This is a genomic window from Bacteroidota bacterium, assembly GCA_013696965.1.
Lineage (GTDB): Bacteria > Bacteroidota > Bacteroidia > JACCXN01 > JACCXN01 > JACCXN01.
Genome location: JACCXN010000068.1, coordinates 1 through 20,172, shown reverse-complemented (window position 1 = coordinate 20,172; position 20,172 = coordinate 1). Strand labels below are relative to the sequence as shown.

Annotated in this window: 18 protein-coding genes; 3 read left to right on the top strand and 15 right to left on the bottom strand. The window is 33.0% G+C overall.

The annotated features are described in order from the left end of the window. The 4 genes from H0V01_10715 to H0V01_10700 all read right to left on the bottom strand — a co-directional run bounded on the left by H0V01_10715 (position 1) and on the right by H0V01_10700 (position 4,641). On the bottom strand, positions 1-1,008 hold the full coding sequence (locus tag H0V01_10715) for a hypothetical protein (GenBank protein ID MBA2583841.1): 1,008 nt from the start codon (positions 1,006-1,008) through the stop codon (positions 1-3). A 29-nt stretch (positions 1,009-1,037) separates the two neighbouring features. Continuing rightward, positions 1,038-2,093: a DNA cytosine methyltransferase gene (locus tag H0V01_10710; GenBank protein MBA2583840.1), complete on the bottom strand. Its 1,056-nt coding sequence runs from the start codon at positions 2,091-2,093 to the stop codon at positions 1,038-1,040. A gap of 198 nt (positions 2,094-2,291) precedes the next feature. Further along, complete coding sequence (locus H0V01_10705; protein ID MBA2583839.1) at positions 2,292-4,004, bottom strand: DUF262 domain-containing protein; 1,713 nt, start codon at positions 4,002-4,004, stop codon at positions 2,292-2,294. Positions 4,005-4,047: 43 nt separating this feature from the next. Further along, the gene (locus H0V01_10700) at positions 4,048-4,641 is read right to left on the bottom strand and encodes a hypothetical protein (GenBank protein ID MBA2583838.1); all 594 of its coding nucleotides are present in this window, start codon (positions 4,639-4,641) and stop codon (positions 4,048-4,050) included. A gap of 278 nt (positions 4,642-4,919) precedes the next feature. Between H0V01_10700 and H0V01_10695 the strand changes: the two genes are divergently transcribed. Beyond that, a complete protein-coding gene (locus tag H0V01_10695) occupies positions 4,920-5,648 on the top strand; it encodes an NgoBV family restriction endonuclease (GenBank protein ID MBA2583837.1) in 729 nt (242 codons plus the stop codon). Here H0V01_10695 and dcm read toward each other — a convergent pair. Then, positions 5,612-6,973, bottom strand: coding sequence for a DNA (cytosine-5-)-methyltransferase (gene dcm / locus H0V01_10690; GenBank protein ID MBA2583836.1), 1,362 nt, complete (start codon positions 6,971-6,973; stop codon positions 5,612-5,614). The two genes, H0V01_10695 and dcm, sit on opposite strands and share 37 nt — an antisense overlap. After that, entirely contained in the window at positions 6,963-7,247 is a 285-nt protein-coding gene (locus H0V01_10685) for a hypothetical protein (GenBank protein MBA2583835.1), read from the bottom strand. The genes dcm and H0V01_10685 overlap by 11 nt, the downstream gene beginning before the upstream one ends. 268 nt (positions 7,248-7,515) lie before the next feature. Here H0V01_10685 and H0V01_10680 point away from each other — a divergent pair, with 268 nt between their 5' ends. After that, positions 7,516-7,983, top strand: coding sequence for a very short patch repair endonuclease (locus H0V01_10680; protein MBA2583834.1), 468 nt, complete (start codon positions 7,516-7,518; stop codon positions 7,981-7,983). Positions 7,984-8,182: 199 nt separating this feature from the next. Here H0V01_10680 and H0V01_10675 read toward each other — a convergent pair whose 3' ends face one another. The 3 genes from H0V01_10675 to H0V01_10665 all read right to left on the bottom strand — a co-directional run bounded on the left by H0V01_10675 (position 8,183) and on the right by H0V01_10665 (position 12,287). After that, positions 8,183-9,649 (bottom strand): putative phage abortive infection protein, encoded by a 1,467-nt coding sequence (locus tag H0V01_10675; GenBank protein MBA2583833.1) that lies wholly within the window; start codon positions 9,647-9,649, stop codon positions 8,183-8,185. 424 nt (positions 9,650-10,073) lie between these two features. Beyond that, positions 10,074-11,024, bottom strand: coding sequence for a VWA domain-containing protein (locus tag H0V01_10670; GenBank protein MBA2583832.1), 951 nt, complete (start codon positions 11,022-11,024; stop codon positions 10,074-10,076). 3 nt (positions 11,025-11,027) lie between these two features. After that, positions 11,028-12,287, bottom strand: coding sequence for a DnaJ domain-containing protein (locus H0V01_10665; protein MBA2583831.1), 1,260 nt, complete (start codon positions 12,285-12,287; stop codon positions 11,028-11,030). A 736-nt stretch (positions 12,288-13,023) separates the two neighbouring features. Here H0V01_10665 and H0V01_10660 point away from each other — a divergent pair. Continuing rightward, complete coding sequence (locus H0V01_10660) at positions 13,024-13,824, top strand: hypothetical protein (GenBank protein MBA2583830.1); 801 nt, start codon at positions 13,024-13,026, stop codon at positions 13,822-13,824. Between the two features lie 143 nt (positions 13,825-13,967). Here the strand turns inward: H0V01_10660 and H0V01_10655 are convergent, their stop codons facing one another. From H0V01_10655 to H0V01_10630, 6 genes are all read right to left on the bottom strand, one after another. Further along, positions 13,968-14,105, bottom strand: coding sequence for a hypothetical protein (locus H0V01_10655; protein MBA2583829.1), 138 nt, complete (start codon positions 14,103-14,105; stop codon positions 13,968-13,970). Between the two features lie 162 nt (positions 14,106-14,267). Further along, on the bottom strand, positions 14,268-14,669 hold the full coding sequence (locus H0V01_10650) for a hypothetical protein (GenBank protein MBA2583828.1): 402 nt from the start codon (positions 14,667-14,669) through the stop codon (positions 14,268-14,270). A 796-nt stretch (positions 14,670-15,465) separates the two neighbouring features. Beyond that, complete coding sequence (locus H0V01_10645) at positions 15,466-15,849, bottom strand: hypothetical protein (protein MBA2583827.1); 384 nt, start codon at positions 15,847-15,849, stop codon at positions 15,466-15,468. Further along, positions 15,839-17,896 carry a hypothetical protein gene (locus H0V01_10640; protein MBA2583826.1) on the bottom strand — a complete coding sequence of 686 codons (2,058 nt, stop codon included), beginning with the start codon at positions 17,894-17,896 and terminating at the stop codon, positions 15,839-15,841. The genes H0V01_10645 and H0V01_10640 overlap by 11 nt, the downstream gene beginning before the upstream one ends. Before the next feature lie 17 nt (positions 17,897-17,913). Further along, positions 17,914-18,873 (bottom strand): hypothetical protein, encoded by a 960-nt coding sequence (locus H0V01_10635; GenBank protein MBA2583825.1) that lies wholly within the window; start codon positions 18,871-18,873, stop codon positions 17,914-17,916. 30 nt (positions 18,874-18,903) lie between these two features. Further along, positions 18,904-19,782 (bottom strand): hypothetical protein, encoded by an 879-nt coding sequence (locus H0V01_10630; protein ID MBA2583824.1) that lies wholly within the window; start codon positions 19,780-19,782, stop codon positions 18,904-18,906. Positions 19,783-20,172: the final 390 nt, after the last annotated feature.

The following is a 20,172-nucleotide window of genomic DNA, read 5'->3' as shown; positions in this document are numbered from 1 at the left end:
TTATTTTTTAATCTTTGAATTAATATTTTCAATAATTTTGGACAGTTCGTAATTATTATCCATATTGATAAAATATTTTTCAGCACCTTGGATAGATTCTTCTTCTTTTTCACCAGGAATAGGATATCTATCTTCAAAAGTAATCTTGTTCAAATCAATTTCAATAGGAATTTCATCAATACTGAAATTGTACTGAACAGATACAAATTTAAACTGTTTCAATACGGTTGAATAATATTTATTATATCTCCTTTCTGTATCTAATTTCACAGCTCGATAATAAGTGAAATTCAATAAATCCTTAAAGTCTTTTTGTGCCTTTTGATCAAAATCTCCAGGAATATTGATATCATAAGTAATTGAAATTCTTTGAAGATTTCTATCAATTTCTATATCTGAAACTTGTGCATATTTATGATAAATTTCACTTCCTTTTTCGTCATCTAACATACCTTTTTCAATCAACAAAGAACATGTTCTTTGTTTTCCTTCTGCAAGTTCATCTGAGAATCTTAGAATTGCTGCTATTTCACATAAATTTATTTTTTGACCTTTTATGCTTGCACTATTTAAATCTTTTAAAGTATCATTATTCCCTGACTTGGATTTTCCACAATGTGCACTTGCCCCATGGGTAATTACTCTTTTCTCATCTCTGTAATTTTGAAAATTACTACGATATTTATTATATATTTCAGCGATTTTCTCTATCGCATTATGGCCCTTTCTTCCGAAAATATTACCAACATCATGAAATAGAATCATAAGAGCAAGACAATAAATGTTATATGCATTTAAGTTTTGAAATTCATCTTCACCAATTACTTTGTATGCTCGCTCGAAAACATCTTGTATATGTTTTTCGCTATGATCAGATAGAAATGATTCTTTTCCTTTAATTTCTCTGAAAAAATTATCACCTTCCATTGCATTTCGAACACTTGTATATTCTCCATACAGATGCTCTCCCTTCACTTGACCTAAAGATTTAATAAAAAGCTCTTTCATTGCCTTTTCAAATGTGGTATCTATCCAACTCATTCTGAATATTCTATTATTTTTTTGAATATAGCCTTAGCTAAAAGTGGAGGTACTGCATTGCCAACTTGTTGCTGTTTTTGATCTAAAGAGCCTATAAAATTGTAATGATCTGGGAACGATTGTAATCTTGCTGCTTCTCTTACGGAAAGACCTCTATCTTCTGTTGGATGGATTAGCATACTCTTCCTATAATTAGCAATAATTACAGCGGGTTCATTTTCTGATAATCGTCTATAAATACTACTATGACACCTTGTGTGATCTTTATAGTTTTCCATAAGTTCAACTGGTATATCTCGCCAGTTATTTCCTTGATTTATATGAGAATATCTATTGACTATTACGTCAGAATTTTTTGTTACATAGTTTTGTGTAACGATTTTTTTATTCCCTCTCAAAGACTTAGCATATTCAGAGACGGCTTTTGTACGATATTTTAATTTGGGTTTCATAGAACCATTTTGCAGAAATGGTAAATCGAATAAAGCTTCTGAAACGGTTATTGGCTTATTAACGAATTCGCCTATAGGAAAATCAAAAGCAATCCCATGTTTAGATGCCACTATAAAAATACGCTCACGTTTTTGTGGCACACCGAAATCTATTGCATTTAAAATCTTAACATTAGGAGTGTATTCTAAGTTGCGTAAATCATCGCAAATTGCCTTTAAGAAAAAGCCATTATCCATTTTCTTTAATCCAGGAACATTTTCTATCACAATCCAATCTGGATCAACAAGCATAATTGATCTAATGAATTCTTTAAATAACCAGTTCTTTGGATTCTTTGCAGTCCTTGTTTTCCTATTTGAGTATGAATATCCTTGACAAGGAGGTCCACCAAATAAAATCACCTGATCTCCGTTCCTTTCAAATTTATACTCTTTTATATTTTGAATATCATCTATTACAACAGTAGTGTTTTTATGATTAGCTAAATAAGTTTGTGCGGCACATGAATCACTCTCAATTGCTAACTTTACATCAATACCCGCCATAACAGCTCCTGTTGCCATACCACCCGCACCTGCAAATAATTCAACTCCAATCATAAACCCGAAATTTTGTCCAACAAACATAGGGAAAAATTCAATTGAATTAAGTTGAAGTTTAAGTTTAATCAATATTTATGATTGTTTTCTTTCCTACAATCTATGTGTACCCTCCTTTTTCGTACTGATTAATTACGACAAATTAAATTAAATTTTACTGGCTTGTTGATATGTAAGTTCCTCTTTATTTTCTCCATGTCATATGGTAAATGCTTTGAATTTTTGCACTAAAAGTTTTTTTCTCTCGGTAATGAATTCAAGAAAGTTGTCGAAATTGTAAGTGCTAATTGTCGGAATAGTGTTTCTCTCCTTGAAGTTAGAGTCTCGAGTTGAAAACCAAGTTTCAAAGTCTTCTGCGCTTTTTTCAAGGTTCTCAGAATCTGTCAAAAGTTGAAGATTGCCAATTGAATTAAAATGCTTTTGGTATTCTAAAATTATATTTGTGTCATAGCCACGAGCCTTTAACTTGGCCGCTGTAAATTCGGACTTTGGAAATATATGGTCTTCGTGAAATTTTTTGCCTTTCCAGTCCCTGTCTGGATACAAAAGCGATAAGATTAGATAGCTGTATTTAGTGCTATAATTTGTTGCAAGTAGATTTTCAATTTCCGTGTCGTTAAATGTCGCCTCAATATTTAAGCGTTTGTTCAATGCTTCAAATGGGAAAAATGAATAGTTGTTTTGTGCGTTAATTGTTTCTTGAAGGTTTTTTAAGATTGTATCAGAAGAACCACCAAACGCATTTTTCAGTAAAGTAATGATTATCCACTTTTGAATGATGTTTTGATTTCTTACATCGTTCTTGTCTGTGGAATCTATAAAGTTTTTTGGTTTCAGTTTGCCCAAGTATAATGATATAGGAAGCAAAGCAATTTTTGCAACTAAGCTCTTGTCATTAAAACCAAATTTGTGCATTAGTTGAACAGTCATTTCAATGTTGTCAGTAATGTTATCCCAATTGTTTTCAATTTTTTCAAGATTGGTTCTTGTAAAGTTTTTCACTTTGTATTGAATAGGCAAATCTTCTGTGAGATACAGACAACCTTTAAGAACAAAGTCTTTTCCGAAAGAGTAGCCACTTCCAATTGCGTTAATGTTATCTGTGAAAGAATGAATTTCTTCTCTCGCGTTTAAGTTTACCCATTTTGCTGTTGCAGTTGAAAGCAAAATATCACTGTATTCAAGTTTTACCCCACCAGTGTTGGCTCTAATAAATGCTTCAACGACTTTATCGTAGTCCTGTGATTTTTCTTCGTAGTAGTTGAGAAGTCTTGAGGTATGAATTCTTGAATGAAGTCGTCCAATATGTGAGTTAGCAGTGTCTTTTTGGTCATCTGTGAAATCCTTTAATCTTTCCTTTATTTCTTTCTTAGAATCTTCGGCATCGTCAAAATTCAGAATATCGCCAACTAAATACCAATACTGTGGATTTGGGTCTTTCGAGTTTACAATGTCGTTTTCTCTAAACTGAAATTGATAAGTAAATTCTTCGGGATTGTCACTTTTAATTGGAGCCTTTAAAATGTTCAAGTAAAGTTTGCACTTTGTCCAGCGGTAATAAAAGTAACGATAGGAGCCTTTCAGTCCTATAAACAATGAAGTAAGCCTTTGTTGTCCATCAAGTACCAAATATATATCTTGATTGATACCAGTTACAGAAGCTTCTTTATTGTGCGGAGTTCCTTGGTCAAATTCTCTAAGAAATTCGTAAGCTGTCCATTCTTTTTTGTTTTCCTCTTTTATTTTCCAAAACAAAAATGTGCTAATAGGAAAGTCTCCCATAATTGAGTCGAAAAGTTTCTCAATACCGTAAGTCCCCCATACAAATTCTCTTTGAATTGCAGGTAAAAAAGTTGTCCTATTAAGATACTCGGAAGTAACTTCACTAATTGTCTTTGGGATGTAACTCATGTTTCTTTTTTTGTTATTGTCTTTTATGTAGTCGTGTTTTTTCTTAGTAATTAAATAAATTATTAAATGTCGTTTCAAAGTTTATATATTTTGTAGAAGTTTGGTCAGACTTTAATTCTGTTATATAGTTGTCAAAGTATTTTTTTTCCGCGGCAAGAAAATTCCACGGACTTATCAGTAGGCCATTGTTAACCGGACTATTATAAAACACTTTTTCACCTCCACAATGAATACTATCAATTAATAAACCTGATTTAATGGTCATATCATGAAAAATACCACAGCGAGAAATTTTATAAAAATTAGTAGCCTTGAGTTTTTGTAATACCTCGCTATCAATAAAATTATTTTGTTCTAAATAATTCAAGAAAGGATCTAATCCGTACCTAAAACACTCACCACTTTTATCAATAGTATCTCCAGACAAATATTTCCCGTGAGGTTCAAAGAATAGAAGTTCAAGTCCTAACATTGAATAGCCATTTTCAAATGAATTCTGCTTGTCTGTCGCTAGTTGTTCTAAAGGTCTAAATAGCCAACTGATCATTTGTTCTTCATAAACATCGATAGGTGATTTTCGTCCTGTCCTTAAATCCTCAAACGTGATATTTTTTGTAATTCTTATTAAGCTGTCCATAAATTATGTCTTAGTGATGTTCAGGGTTATTCAAATCATTCCCAATAATTTTCATAATTTCACAAACATAGGATTTTTTAAAGATAATAGAATATACAAGTAATGATTATTGACAAATAACATTTGTGGTATTTGTGAGAAAGGGGGCGGGAATTGTGAAGGGCTTACGCCTGTGGTGAAAGGTTTTATGCATCACTCCCGTATTTTGCATCAAAATTTCATTGTTCCTTTATAAATTAATGCCAATTGCTTTAAATACACTAATTTATAAAAGAACAATGAAAATTGAATACCTTTGTAAACTATCGATCAAAGTATTTATGAAATTGACAGCACAGGAATTATATCATAAGCTTGTTTATGAGTATAAAATTATTGGAGAAAAAGCAGTAATTAATTTTTCACTGAAAGATTTAACAATCTCTGTAGAGACTAAAGATACAGTAGGTAATCTGCTACAGGAATGGTTAAAGGCTTGGATGAAAAAAGAAAATATAGAATTTGAAGAAAATGTAAATTCTCAAGTTTTTCCAGATTTTTATTTAAACAAAGGAAATCTTAAGAAAGGATTATTAGAAGTTAAATCTTTTGACTGGGATCGAGGTCCAGGTTTTGATTTGGCAAACTTTGATTCCTATTGCAATTCACTTTTAGAAAACACTTATAGAATTGATTCAGATTATTTAATATTTGCTTATCAAATGTCGGGGAGTGTAATTACAATTAAAGATGTTTGGGTAAAAAAAATATGGGAATTAGCGTGCCCTAGTGGAACATACCCAATAAAAGTTCAAGAAAAGAAAAATGTAATTTATAATCTTCGTCCTTCAACTTGGTATTCTGAGAGAACTAAATTCAAGCCTTTTGCATCTAAAGAGGAATTTTTAGCTGCATTAAATGAAACCAGGTATAAATACCCTCAAACAAGACATGCAAATGGACATTGGTTACAAAAAGTACTTAAAAATTATCATGAACATACAGGTGTGTTATTAACTGTTGAATAATTTGCTTTGTTTTTAGGATAAAGTTCAGCAATTTTTGAAGCTACATGTTCAACAACAGGAACAGCAACCGTATTCCCTAATAAATCGAAAGCATCATACTCTTTTGTTGGTATATTATACCATTCCGGATATCCAAATAATCTTAGTCCTTCTCGAATAGTTAATCTTCTTAACCCTTTCCCATCTGGAACAACAAGACGAGAAACATCAGTAGCAACCAATGTCGGGGCAATATCTTTTGGGTCTAGAATTTTATTTATTTCAAAACTTAATTTACCTGTTACTATATTGTAACCTTTTGGTTTTGTAATATCATATTCCCTATATGTCTTTATTCCACTTTTTGTTTCTTCTTTGATTAATTTTTTAGGATATTCAAATTTTAAATACCCTTTATGAGTTAAATCTTTTAATAATTTTTCAAGTTCATTAACGTTACAGTCAAAAAATGTGGTAATCTGTTTTAAAGTTAATGGCATTCCATCCATCCAATCAATTCCGATTTCTTCTGCCCATTTTTTTCTTCTTCTTTCTTTAAACAGTTTATTTAGTAATAAGTTTTGTTCTTCAGTAATTTCCCCTTTCAATCCTATATCCCAGCTATGGATATTGTTGTTTCCACCTCTTTTATCCTTAATAGATTTTCCATGTAAATCGCAAATATCAAAATGGGAAAGCAACTTATCAACGAAACTTGATTTCAAGTTTTCTAATCCGTTTTCTAAAATACTATCCAAAGTCTTAAATACGGGATCATTACCTTCCAAATCAACTTTATTTTCTCTAGTTCCTACAATAAATATTCGTTTTCGAGATTGTGGCAATCCGAATTCAATTGAATCAAAAATTTTCCAAGAAACTTTGTATCCTAAATCATTTTCTAGTTTATCTATAATTGTTGCTAAAGTTCTTCCTGTTTTGTCCTTCTTGTTTTCCAAATCATGTTTTACCAATCCCTCAACATTTTCTAAAATAAAACCATAAGGTTTTTTATCTCTTAAGATTCTTTCTATTTCAAAAAACAAAGTACCACGGGTGTCAAGAAATCCTTGACGTTTGCCTCCAGCACTAAAAGGTTGGCATGGAAAACCACCTAATAAAAAATCAAAATCAGGAATTGATTCATTTTCGACTTTAAAAATATCGCCAACAAAATAACCGTGTTCAAAATTTTTATTTAATGTTTCAATTGCATGAGGTTTTATTTCAGAAGTCATTACACATTCTGTCTTAAATCCTTTAGTTTTAAAAGCATTTTCAAAGCCCAGCCTTATTCCCCCGAGCCCAGAGAACAAGTCAATAAATTTTATAGTTTTATTTTTCATTATTAGCTATTTTGTATTCAACATTTGTATCAGCAGCAATAAGAACATTGTTTTCATACTCTTCAACTTCAATTTTGCTACATCCAATAACTGATAAGCATTGCAAAAAGAAACAAGCACTAAAGCTTCCTCTACTTATTTTGCTATCAATACTACCCTTTGTTTCTTCAACTCCAATTTCTCTCAACATCAAAGCCAGTGTAGTATTCGATATTCCTCTTTTAATTAATTCTGACTTAAGCAATCGTTTAACTTTATCATTCCAATTAACCATAATTGATAATTTTATATTTTACAATAATAGATTTTAATTATCATTTATGCAAAAATCATGACATTAATAAAAATATCGTGTTTAAGGGGTTTATTGATTGATTTGCAACAAAATGATCCTAAAAAGACCAAATTTGTTTACTTTATTTCCATTTTTGGGATTCTAAATGTTGATAAAATTAGTTTTTCAATTTCTTATTGGTAATATTCTTATCTATTCTATGTTTACAATCTTATTAATTTTATAATTTATTGTTGTTAAAAATACTATGATAAGTAAAGATTCTAATTCTAAAGATATTAAAGTGCCTAGGTTCAAAAAGGAAAATGGATTCTATACTACAAAGGACAGGAGCCAATTAATGTCAAAAATTAAAAGCAAAGGAACTAAACCCGAAATTGCTTTTCGTAAAGCTCTATTTTCAAAAGGCATTCGATATAGAGTTAATGAAAATAGCTTACCTGGAAAACCGGATATTTCCATAAAAAAATACAAGTTGGCAATTTTTATAGATGGTGAATTCTGGCATGGTTATAACTGGGAAGAAAAGAAAAAAAAAATTAAAACAAATAAAGAATTTTGGATTCCAAAAATCGAAAGGAATATGCAAAGGGACAAACAAAACGAAGATGTTCTGAGATCTATGGGTTATATAGTTTTTCGTTTTTGGGAAAAAGAGGTACATAAAAATCAAGATGAATGCATAAAGAGAATTTTACATTATTTAAAATTATAGTTTTTTCATTCTTCTCTTTTATAGTAATCTTAGTTTGTCTTAGCTCCGGAAACTGAGGGCAGTAAAAAACAGCTCTCTGACTTTTGCAAAGGTAAGTCAGGTCTGTGTAATTAAGGCAAAAGGCAATGTGCTGTAGGTGCGGCTCGTATTTGCAAATGTTCAGTTAGAATCTGGATTTATCCAGCGCACTATTGTCCTTTTAATTTGTCTTTTGCCATTCAAAATAGTCTTTTGGGAAGTAAGAAGGCAAATCAATTTCAGTGTCTTTGTCAAAAAAACCTGAAGGTATATTTTGAACAATTCGATAGTTTACTATCAAATTGTCTTTCCACCAATCACTTCCAAGTGGTGTCAAGCTATTGATATATAAAAGTGCTTGTTCATGGGTTGTGAGTTGTGCTCGAATGTTTTTCACATATTCGTATTTGTCCAAACTAAAAGATTGATTATTTACGTAAGAAACTGTTTGATAAAGATGTCTGTAGTAATGTCCAAGCCTTGACTGATGTCCTCCAAACGGTCTAAACTTTAGGTTTTTATCGGTTTTTGCTTTCTTTTGTTCAATATCCGACTTTAAAGCTTCATCAAACTCATCAACAAATGTTTTATCCTGATCCTTTAATGCTTCCTTTAACAACCTTGATGAATTTGGTCCAACTCCAAAGAACAAAGCATAATAAGATATTATGAAAACTTGCTCTTGCGAGAATGATTGGTTTGTTCGTAGTGCTATTTTACTTGTTAATTGAAGAATTGCGCGAAACTCTCTAATTAAAATCACAAATATTTTTCTCCCGAAATCTTCTCCAATACCTATTTCAGAAACGTTGTCACGCTGTAACTTAATGAGTTCGAAATATTTGTTTTCAAATTTTTCCACTTGTGAAGTCTCCCGTTGGTTCTTTAATGTGGAGTATAGAAATACAACGCCTATTAAAGCAAAAATTGTCCCAATGTAACCACCAACAAAGTTCCCAAGCTGTCCAGCTGTCTCAGGATTAACAGTTTCAGATACTCTGTAAACTTTTGCAATGAATATAAGATTGATTGCAATCAGACCACCAACTATGGTTGTAAACTCTACCCAGTTTTTTGACCACCAGTTTGGTTGTTGGTAATTTTCATAATTTTGGTTTGCTGCCATTATTTTATTGTTTTTTGTTTCGATACCTGCTTCTGTATTCATTTTGTTTAATATTGATTGATAAATTTTATTTAATAAGCCTGATGGCCTGAAATTCAACTGTTTCATTAAAGCTACCGTTCTGTCAAATGCAATAAATGTAACAAATGATTGTAAAACAGCTTTGTCAATTTCATTTGCACTATTAAGGCTTTTGCCTTGTAGATTAAAGTAATTTATCACTAGCAAAGCAATTACATATGCTCCATATACTAAGAACCTAACATTATCTATTGAAAGAACATAGTCTGTTAATTTGTCAAGTTCATAGGGCTTTAGCTTTTCGGACGACTTAATTCTTGCTGGTGATATTCTATATACTATGTCTCTTAATAATGGATTTAATATTACACATATGAATACTGTTGAAGTGATTTTTAAATAGGTAATTGTTTGGATATTTACAAAGACCAGTAATTCAAAATAGTTAAGGATTTTAAAAAATAATTCGGGAACTAAAAAGGCGATTGCGAAATATATCATTAAATGCAATGGCAATGTCCAAAATGGAATTATGACAGTTAAAATAGCATATACGATCCCGAGGGGATAGCTAATGATTGATGTTAATATGCCAAAATACTTGTTCTTTAAACTAGAATTAATTACTACAAGTAATACTGCGATTGGTAAGTAGACAGCAAATGAAATAAAAACAATATTTTGGATTTTCTCATTCTTAAATAAGTAAATCACAAAAAATAATGCACTAATTACAGATGCAATAATTATCGTAGCTTTAAGCTCATTGTATAGTTCTTTTCTGGTCAAATTATTAGTCTTTTTTACTTGATTTAATTGGCGTGTCTTGTAGATAGCACAAACTTTGGAGAAGGACAAAGCTTGATTTAAATACTGAACCACTATTATTAAGTAGGTGCTATGGCTGCTGCCATTTTTGTTCGTATCATGTCAACATTTTACGTTCGTCACCACCAAGTTTTCTTCTCTTTTCTGCTTTTCGTGCAACTTCAATTAATTTTAGTTTGCTTGGTGAAGTTGCTTTCATTTTCTTTTCAAGGTCGTCAAGATGCCCTGAATCTTTGGCTGCTGAAGCTTTGATGATATCAACCAAATCTTCTATATTTCTAATTCCCAAAACCATTCCACCTGTAATATTAGCTACCCATGAATAGAAATTGGGATGACCCATTCTGTATATTCTCTGAGAAAAGTCACCAACATTTACATTCTCCAATCTTTGCAATTCTTCGTCAGAGCCATAGTCTTTTCCACAATAAACACTATTTACGACTATTTTGTTTTGAAACATTTTTTTGGTTAAGTCGAAGTAACTAAAACGATTTGGACACTCCTCTGGTTCATGTGGTTGTGCATCTCCGAATAGCACAACTGACCGGGTACCTACTTCCCTCCAATTTATATTCACTATATCGTTAAAAGCATCTTCAACGGCTTCATCAAATGTGCTATTGCCATCATGTGAAACAGGGGTACTTTCAATGAAATGATAAAGTTGCTCAATGTCTTTGCTTAACTTGGAAACTCTTGTAACATATGGTAAATGACTGTCATGGTCTAAGTAAAAAATAATTCCTATTCGCATATTGTCAATCATTGAGAATAGTTCTTTACAAAGCACCTTAAATTTGTCCTTTAAGAGTTTATGATAATCAGTCATTGATGTTGTTAAATCACCAACCAATACTAAATCTAAACCTACTTCCTCTTTTAATATAGAATTTTGAATAGAAGTAGGTTTGGACATTAAAATTGAACTCACTGAACTTTTTTTGCTCAAATCCAAAGTTGAAACACCCTTTTTTATTGGTTGTTTCGCTAAGTCACCACCTTTCTTGATGACAGGTAGATTGAGTTTTTTGTTATCGTCACTCATAGTTTATTTTTTTTGTTTACGATTATTTCTTTTTTCGTCAAATGCTTTCCGTTTGTCTGGGTCGCTTAAAATTTCATATGCTTCAGCAACTTTTTTGAACTTTCCTTCTGATTCCTTATCTCCGTTGTTTTTGTCAGGGTGATGTTTCTTTGCTGCATCACGATATGCCTTCTTTATTACCTTTTCATCAGCATCTGATTCAACTTCAAGTATATCATACCAATCTTCAAAATCATCTTCTTCGTTTTGTGGAATGTCCTCTGTTCCTGGATTTGCAAAGTCATTAAGTATTGTTAGAAGTAACACGTAATTCTTACATGTTGATAAACCCCAAACAATATTTCTGTATGCCTCAGAAAATTCCCATGATTTGATGTATTTATCAGCATTATTAATTGATTCCTCAATGCTACCTAGCCATTGGGATACAGAAGGCGGTAAATTTTCTTCACTTGAAAAGTGTTCATTTATTTGAAGGTATTGTGATTTTAATTCTTCAAAACTTTTGTCAATCTCTGAAAGTGGGGTAGCAAAACCCTTAAAACTTCCACTTGAATACTTTTCGTCAAGTTCTTCAAACTTTGTTTTAATGTCTGTAAGGGCTTTTTTTGCTTGTCTAATTGCCTCTTTAACAACAATTTTAGCTTCTTTACCTTCATTACTTTTATCAAACTTTACATCATCAACAATCCCCTTAACTGCATTCAAGTCCTCAATCCGTCTGTCATACTCGGCAATTTTTTCGTTTAAAGATTTTTCAATAGATTCCCGATGTTCTTCAAACTTTGTCTCCTTTGCTTTTATTTCTTCATCAATTACCTTCGCTTTTTCAAAAATTGCGTTTGCTGCTGCTGTTTGTGTTTCGGCTTCCTTGTTTTTTCTTCTTGCAGCTTCTTCTAAAGTGTTGATGTTTTCCTTGTCTATTTCTAATTCATCATAAAGGGATTGATATTTTTCTTTCTCGTTTTCCGATTTAGTTTTTACTTTCTCTGCTTCTAATTCTCTTTCTTTAACTCGTTTGGTTTCCGCTTCAAGATTCTTTTGTTGTTCTGCAGCAAGTTGTTCATTCTTTCTTGTTTCTGCTTTTCGAGCGGTGATTTCAATTTCTTCTCTTCTTACGTCTTTCTGTCTTTCATCTAATTCGTCTTGCTTTGCTTTTATTTTATTTTCTCTTTCAAGAAGAAGATTTTTTGTTATTTCATTATCAAGAACAAGTTTTGTTAGTTGTTCATTTAGCTCTTGATTCTTCCAAGCAATTGTCATTGCTGACTTCTGAATCTCAGTATTTTTCACCTGAAGTTCAATGTTTTGCACTTGAACGTTAGTGGTCTTTTCCAAATTAGCATCAAGGGCAGCTTGTCGCGCTTGATAGATTTCTTTCTTTTTCCTTCCGTTAAATATGTTGTCAATGAAATCCATTAATTTTTTCTTGTAAAAGTTTAGTTTAAAAGCCGGTCAAATCAGATGGTGTGCCACCTCTGTTTGGTCAGTTTGTCACATAGCACCAGCCAAAAATGAGTTTATTCCTACCTTTGGGTGGATAAACTAAATGGGTAGTTGAACTTTATTTTTGTTATTTTATATCCTAAAATTACCTATTTGCTATGCTATTTTTGCTTTTTTATTGCTGCTAATGTAATTGATTTTTTCAATACCTCTTATATACTTAGGTCAGAAGTATTTAACAAATTTGAAATATTATATTCATAAGATTTAATACATTGACAATTATTTATCCTAAATAAAACGGAAAAATAAAGATTAAATAAAATTATTTTTCTACCCGAATACCTCTACAGACCATGCAGTTATTGACCGATAGACGGAGCGTTTTAACTTTTGAAGAAAGTTGATTTTCTGATGTAACAAATAGAAAATTCTGCCCGTTATAGGAGAAATCAATACTTCCAAAAAATGATTGCACAACTACAAAACCAATGACGTCTTGGTTATTCAACCCGTGAAAGCGGGAATTTACTAACCTAATACCTTATGTTTTATGTGTGCAATTCAAAAAGGTCCGATAAGGATCAAAGGGCAAATCGGAGATTTGACCTTTTTTACCAAAGATGGTAAAGGATTCGTAAGAGAATCCACAAGTTTGGATAAGTCCAAAATAATGAACGACCCCGCTTTTAAACGGACACGTGAAAACATGTCGGAGTTTGGAGGCAGTGCAATGGTCGGTAAATCACTCCGCACTGGATTGGCTGAACTGATAAAGTTCATGGGAGGCAGGTACATTTCCTCAAGGGTAACCGGCTTGTTTAGAAAGTTGGTTGAACTAGGAGGTGGATCAAGGGGGAAACGAAGTTTCGAGATTGTCCTTAATCAGGAAATTATTGAAGGCTTTGAGTTTACTCCTGATGCTTCATTCAGTGCTGTGTTTAATGCACCGTACACCATTGCGGCTAATGTAGACCGGAACGAGGTAACTATAACTATTCCTGTGTTCAACACGGATAATTATATTACACCTCCACAAGGTGCTACTCACTGTAGAGTGGTTAATGCTCTTACTGTGCTTTCTGACTTCACCTATATTAATTCGGTGAAGCATTATAAAGCAGTAAACCCGGGCATTAATGGCAAGCACAATATCACTTACAGTCCTTATACTTTGTTGGGTGGAAACTCCCCGGGTATTTTGAGTATTGTAAGTGCTATTCCGGGTGCTCCCATCATTCCGCTTACGGCTGGTGTGATTGCTTGTATAGGTATAGAGTTTTACCAGGAGATTAATGGTGACTTTTACCTGCTTGCTGCAAAGAATGCCATGAGATTGGAAAAAGTGTTTTAGCTTTTTTTAGTTGACTGGATTATGTGTGCAAAACCGAAAAGCCCTGCTTGCTTTGCAAGTGGGGCTTTTGGTTATTACCTCTTCGTTATATGAAATAGGCAAATTATCTATCACAAATGATTTAGACTTTCGTGTATTCAAAGTTATTTCTTTTTCGGGGTTGGTGTCGGGCTTGGTTTTGCTGGTGTTTTTGCAGGGTTGTTTCCTCTGTCTGGCCCCGAAGGGTTACCTGGAATTTTACTCGGCCAATTTGGATTAGGTGGAGGTGTTTTTTTACTCATAGCTTTACAGTTTAAATTTTCCTACTTATTTGGCTTTTCGATTTCGCCCCGTTTGATAAGTGGTCTCTGGTCTCCACTTTTTATGTCAACAGTACTTCAATATTGTCGCTACTCTAAATAAATTTCTGGTTTAAAAAACCAGTTGACATTTTTATTTTAAAGTTAAGCAATTGTAGCAAGTATTACTGCTGGTGGTATTGGTGAATCAAAAGTATACATTATTTTATTTGAAGATGTGCTATCTCCCTGAAACAAATGTTTACCGTCAAATGTGTAAATTCTTTTGTTTGAAGAAGAACTGTCTCCTTGATAAAAGTATTTTCCGTCCCAAGTATAAAGTCGTTTATTTGATGATGTAGAATCACCTTGGTAAAGATATTTTCCATCCCATGTATACAATCTCTTATTTGAAGATGTGCTATCACCTTGGTAAATGTGCTTGCCGTCCCAAGTATATATCCTTTTATTTGATGATGAACTGTCGCCTTGATAAACGTATTTAGCATCAAATGTAAATACGATTTTATTTGAAGAAGTGCTGTCGCCCTGAAATATTTTTGCCATTATTTTGTATTTTAGTTTTTGCTTACTCTTTCGATTTTCAGCTTACTCGTTCAACATACCAATTATTTAAAGTAGACCATTTGTGTCATTTTAAGGTGATGCATAATTAAGACATAAAATAAACAAACATAATGTTTATTTTAATTTCTCATAATAGAATAACAAAAAATTAAGGTGTGGTTATATCACAAATATTATAAAATATAAAGCAGAAACGTGTGGGTTGGTGGAAATGCCTCTTTTACTTTTGCAATGTGTGGAGGGTCTTTGTGGGAAGGGCAAAAGTAAATGTGGCATTGTGTGCAATGGCTTAAATTAAATTAAAAAAAGTGCGTGAGGGGAAAATAAAAAAATACAGAAGGATAGGCAGAGGGCGGTGCGGCTTGTTAGACAAGGCTTTGGTGAACTTTTCCCCTAGGCTTGCTTATAACGGTTTCGGGCTTGGCGAAGGTGGCGATTTTTAGCACCAATTTACATAGAAAGCATTAAAGTTTATATACCCACTAAATTGTCCTACGAAGCACAGCACCGCCACTTTTGCCAAACCCGTGTTATAGCCCAGTGGTTCTTGTCTGTCGTTGCTTTTGGTGTCTGTTTGAAACGGTCATATTTGTTGATTTGGTGCGGTCGAAAGATTTAATTTTTGCGAAGCGAGGCATTTTTACTGTCTTACGGTGCGGTGGCTTTTGGCATACCTTTTTGTTGAGCGATGGCTTTAGCTCTTTGCAGCCCGCAGGAACGAGGACGGCAATGTGCTAAAAATGTGTCGGCACAAAAAGCATGACGAAAAATAGCGTTAGCCACCAGAATTTACAAAAACTATATCTGTAACTTTATTTTTTTCTATTATTAAGGAAACATAAGAACCTCTACAATCTTTATCATTTTTGAAATCCTCTATTGAGCTTCCGTATTTATAACTTGCTCTGCAATAATTGTAATAAGTTTTATTGCCTGAAGTAATTAAGTAGTCCGGTTTACCTAGTTTCTTAATCACCTTACTATCTTTTTGATTTAAAAAATCTTCATAAAATACTTTTTCATTAATTATAGTTCTATTTTTATTTAATCCTAAAGTGTCTTGCTTCCATAATTTGGAATTATAACTTGTAATATTTTGTGATTGACACGACACACAAAATATTGCTAAAATACAAGTGAACAAATAATTATTTTTCATCTCTAACATCTGTATATCCTTTTTCTTTATCGTATTTATGAGGTCTGGCTGTTCCTACTTCGCCTTTACCATTTTTGTCAAATGTAACTTTGTTAAGAATATCATTTACATTTTGTTGTGTAACCTTTCTATTTGTAATATCAATAGATTTCCCAGATGAATATGTTGAATTTTGCGGAATAGTAATGTCAATATCAGCTCCTTCGCTAATAGTTTTTCCAATTAAGTCAGGGTGATTCGGACCTCCAAAACCGTGATTCGCTTCGTGAGATGCTGTTCCAATATTTGCATCAAGATCGCTAGCCTTAAATACTCCAGCATTACCACCATAGACACCAGTTAAAGCGTGTGATTCTGCAACATCAGTTCTTGCCTCAAAAAAATTGTTTTCCGCATTTAGTTCTTTCATCATTGAATTAACTTTTGAAGCGTCTACAATTTCAGCTTTAAATTCAAACACTACATCATATGTTGTTCCTGCATTATCAGTAAATGTAAATCCCTTGTTATAATTATTATTTAAGTCGCTTTCTATTGAATTTCTACGAGCTTCAGTCGCAGCCTCACCATAGATGTAATAATTTGAAACTACTTTTAAAATTGGCCTTCCTGTTGATTCGTTTTTTTTATCTGTTTTATATGCTATACCACTTCTGCCATCAGGGTCAACATAATATATTGGATTGTTGTTAAAGGCTGAATAAGGACTTAAATATGCAAATTTGTGAGCTAAAGGGTCAATTTGCCAAGCAAAAACAACTAAGTCAATTGGGTATTTGTTGTAAGTAGTATCAACTGGAATGAACTTTGAAATTTTCTTCTTCTTCGTGTCAAAATGAGTTCTGTGATATTGCTCAACAGGTTTGGTAAGCATCATTTCATCAAATAAACCACCTGATAAAGTAAAATAACGGTCATTTTTAACTCCCAAATGTTCGTTTGGTTTTGGTGTGTGGTCTTTGATTGGAAAAGGTGCGTCTTCTTTTCTCAAACGTGAGATAACCAAATTTTTCATTTCCATTGGCATTTCACGATAGCCCAATGAAAACAAATGATTTATGAAGTTTTCATACTCAATAAAATCTTTCTCCTTTTGTAATTGAGCAACAGTTTTGTTTTTAGCAATTAGCCGTTCTTCTAAAACTTCCGCTTTTAAAAGCATGGCATTTAAATTTAAACTGTCGTATTTCAAAGCAAGTTCAGCACACTCCAAAATAAAATCGTCATTTCTTGTATTAAACTTGTATTCGTAGCCCTTTGCAAGGTAAACAAGGCAAAGTGCTACCGACTGTTTTAAATCCAGTTCACGAAGCGAAATTCCGTTTTTGGTTGCTTCATCAGTTGTATAAGTCAATGTTTCCATTGAGCCGGTTCCGGGAAATGCACCTGTCGCCAATTCTACATTGTGAAAAATTCCTTTATGGTCTGCGTGTCGAATATAAATATGTCCAGGAGCTGTGCAGATAATGGCTTGTGAATTTAAGCGTTCAGAGAAAATTTTAAAAAGAGAAACTAAAGCAAAACAATTTCCTTTTTTAGTGTCAAGTAAATTGATTACCTGTGTATTGCTCCAATTAATAGTTCCCAAAGGGTCATTGGTTGAGTAACTAAAAGGTAAATTATAAAATAATTTGTCTTGTCCAACGAAAAAGGTCGTGTCGGTCATATATGAAAAAATCGCCCAGTTCGCTAAAGACCTTTCGTATTTTGCTTTTTTCTGTTCTTCCGTCTCAAGTAAAGTTCTTTTAAAATCCTGATTGGAATAATTTCTGTTGGCATCAATTAATCGTTGAATGTTTTTTAAATGTAAGTCAACTGAATAATTGAAAAGCGAAAGGTCAGCTTTATTTTCCCAATAAGCATTTTCAATGATAGTAATAGCTTGCTCATAACTCAAAGTTTTTTTTCCTTCAAGCATATCTACTAAATTTTGTTTTGCTAGATAGAAATGTGATTTAGATTGAGTAAGTGTGTCTGATGCAAGCACAAATTGAACAGAAAAAAACTGTCCCCAAAGCAAGACTGTTAAAAGTTGGATTGTTTTCATAGCTGTAAATTTAAGGTTTAAAATGATTTGATGAATAAGTCGCGTTTTTGTTTTCCTGAAATGTTTTTCTCTTGTTGGGCTTTACCTTTAAATTCGTGCTGTTTCATGAGTTCATCATATAAAGGGTCGGGCTGGTCTTGATAACCCAATTTGGTAATAGTTTCTTCGTTTTTAAGCAAAGCATTGTAAATTTGTTGAGCTTCGGGAACTTTGGAAATATCTTTCAGGTCAGTAATTTTATTTTCGTATAAAACACGGTCTAATTGCCTTGCCAATAAACTACTGTAAACAAAATAAGCCTGAATATTATTTTGTTTCGGGAAATGCTGCATTGCGGAAGCAATGCAATCCTTTACAAATTCACCGTCAGCAACACCATGTTTTTGTAAATAACCAAAAGCAAGGTCAATCATACAATTGGCGACAATTTGTTTTTTATTTAACGTGTCAAGATAAATTCCGTTTGCCTTTGCTTTTGGACTGATAAACATATTGTCCTGATACCATTTATCGCCTATTTTCCAGTTTGAAGTTGGCTCGTAGCTGTGAATTGTTCCATTATTGTCAGGATACTTGATAAAGGAATGATGTGGGGCAAAAGTTAAATAAGATTTAGCTCCCAATCCATCAGCAATTGAAGAATAAACAGCAGGCAAACTGTTACACTGTCCGCTTCCAGTTGCAAGGCATTTAGTTAAAAAATAATTTCTAAAATCTTTTTCGCCTTTGAAATCTTCATAATCGTAAAAGAATGGCAAGTGTGTTGTTTTTTTCGGAACATTAGGATTGTCCAGATTAGCGATAGTTATAGAGAGCGTATCGCTCAAAAACTTTTGAATGCCTAAATGCAATGCGTCATTGTCTTTTAATCTGTAACCTTGTTGAGTTAACCACTGCTTAATAAAGTCAACCGATTGTTTAATAATTTGGTCGTATTCTTTTTTAGAGAGATAAGAATTTCCGTAGGCGTTTTCCATTACAAAATAAGCATCTGCAACAGATAATTTCTATTGTCCTGATAACTGGTCTTTTAACTGTTGCAAGGCATCTGTGTAGGGTTTTGTTTTTGTAGAAAATTCAGGCGATTTGTAATCATTCATATTAAACCGTCTGCTGCTTTCAGTTGAATGAACTTCGTTTAAAATGTCCACAACTTCCTGCTGTTGTTTGCGATTTATATTTTGAGAAAAATTGTTTGATTTATTCGGTTGCTGATATGCAGGGTCATTCGCCATTTGCTGTTGAATATATTTGATATTCGCTTGCTGCCTTTCCTGTGTTGTCATGTTGGGAGTATAAACAGAGCCTTGTGCTCTGCTGTTTGATTGATTAATTATGTCTTGAGCAGTAGCACCCATTGGAACATTTTGCTGTGGTGTTTGATAAGTATAACCTTGATTTATTGGAACGGTCGTAAAATAATGTTCTGATTTTACGGGCTCGAAACTTTCAAATTGTGGTTTCTGTGTCTGAATGTTTTGAGCAAAAATGTCTATGGAAAACAAAACGGTCAATAACCACAAACCTGTCAACGAAGCACCAGCGGGCAGGCAGAATTTTTTGGCACGTGTTTTTGTTTTGTGGGCGGGGTTTAGCTCTTTTGTTGTTGGTGGCTTCGCCAATTTTTTATTATGCGTAATTTTCTCTACGCATAATAAAAAATAAACAGCAAATGTGCTAAACGAAGCGGTGGACAAAAACCGTGACAAAAAATTGAGCGGTGGCAATCCTTTTTTTTCTTTTTTAAAGTGCGGTGGGGCAAAAATTAAATCTTTTTCGGGTCGGCTTGCGTGTCGCCCGTTTCTTTGTCTGCCCGTAAGTGTCATTACAGCAGTTTCCGTTACGTTTCTGTCAAAGGTTTTCATTGCACTGTCTTTTTTTACCATTGGCTATAACGTTTTTTGCATATAAGCAGGTGGCGATTGCAGCACCGAACCAAAAACCGTGAGCAGCAAAGTTAATAGAAATTCCAGGCTTTGCAATAGAGCACCAAGACCGCCACTTGCTTATATGCAATGTTGAGCGTAGTGCATTCATAAAGTCCACTCAATAAAACTCGTAAAAAATTATGGTCATAAAGTATTCCAACTAAGTAATCACGCCTTATGATACATTTAATGCACGGAAGTTCGATACATTTCAATTTTTATCCTATCCTGAATTACCGTCCACAAGATTCCAAGGATTTTGGTTTTTAAACATAAGAAATTAGATTGTGATAAACATAGAATTATTCCGAAAGCATTAAGAAGAACATAACAAAAACCAAAATCCGT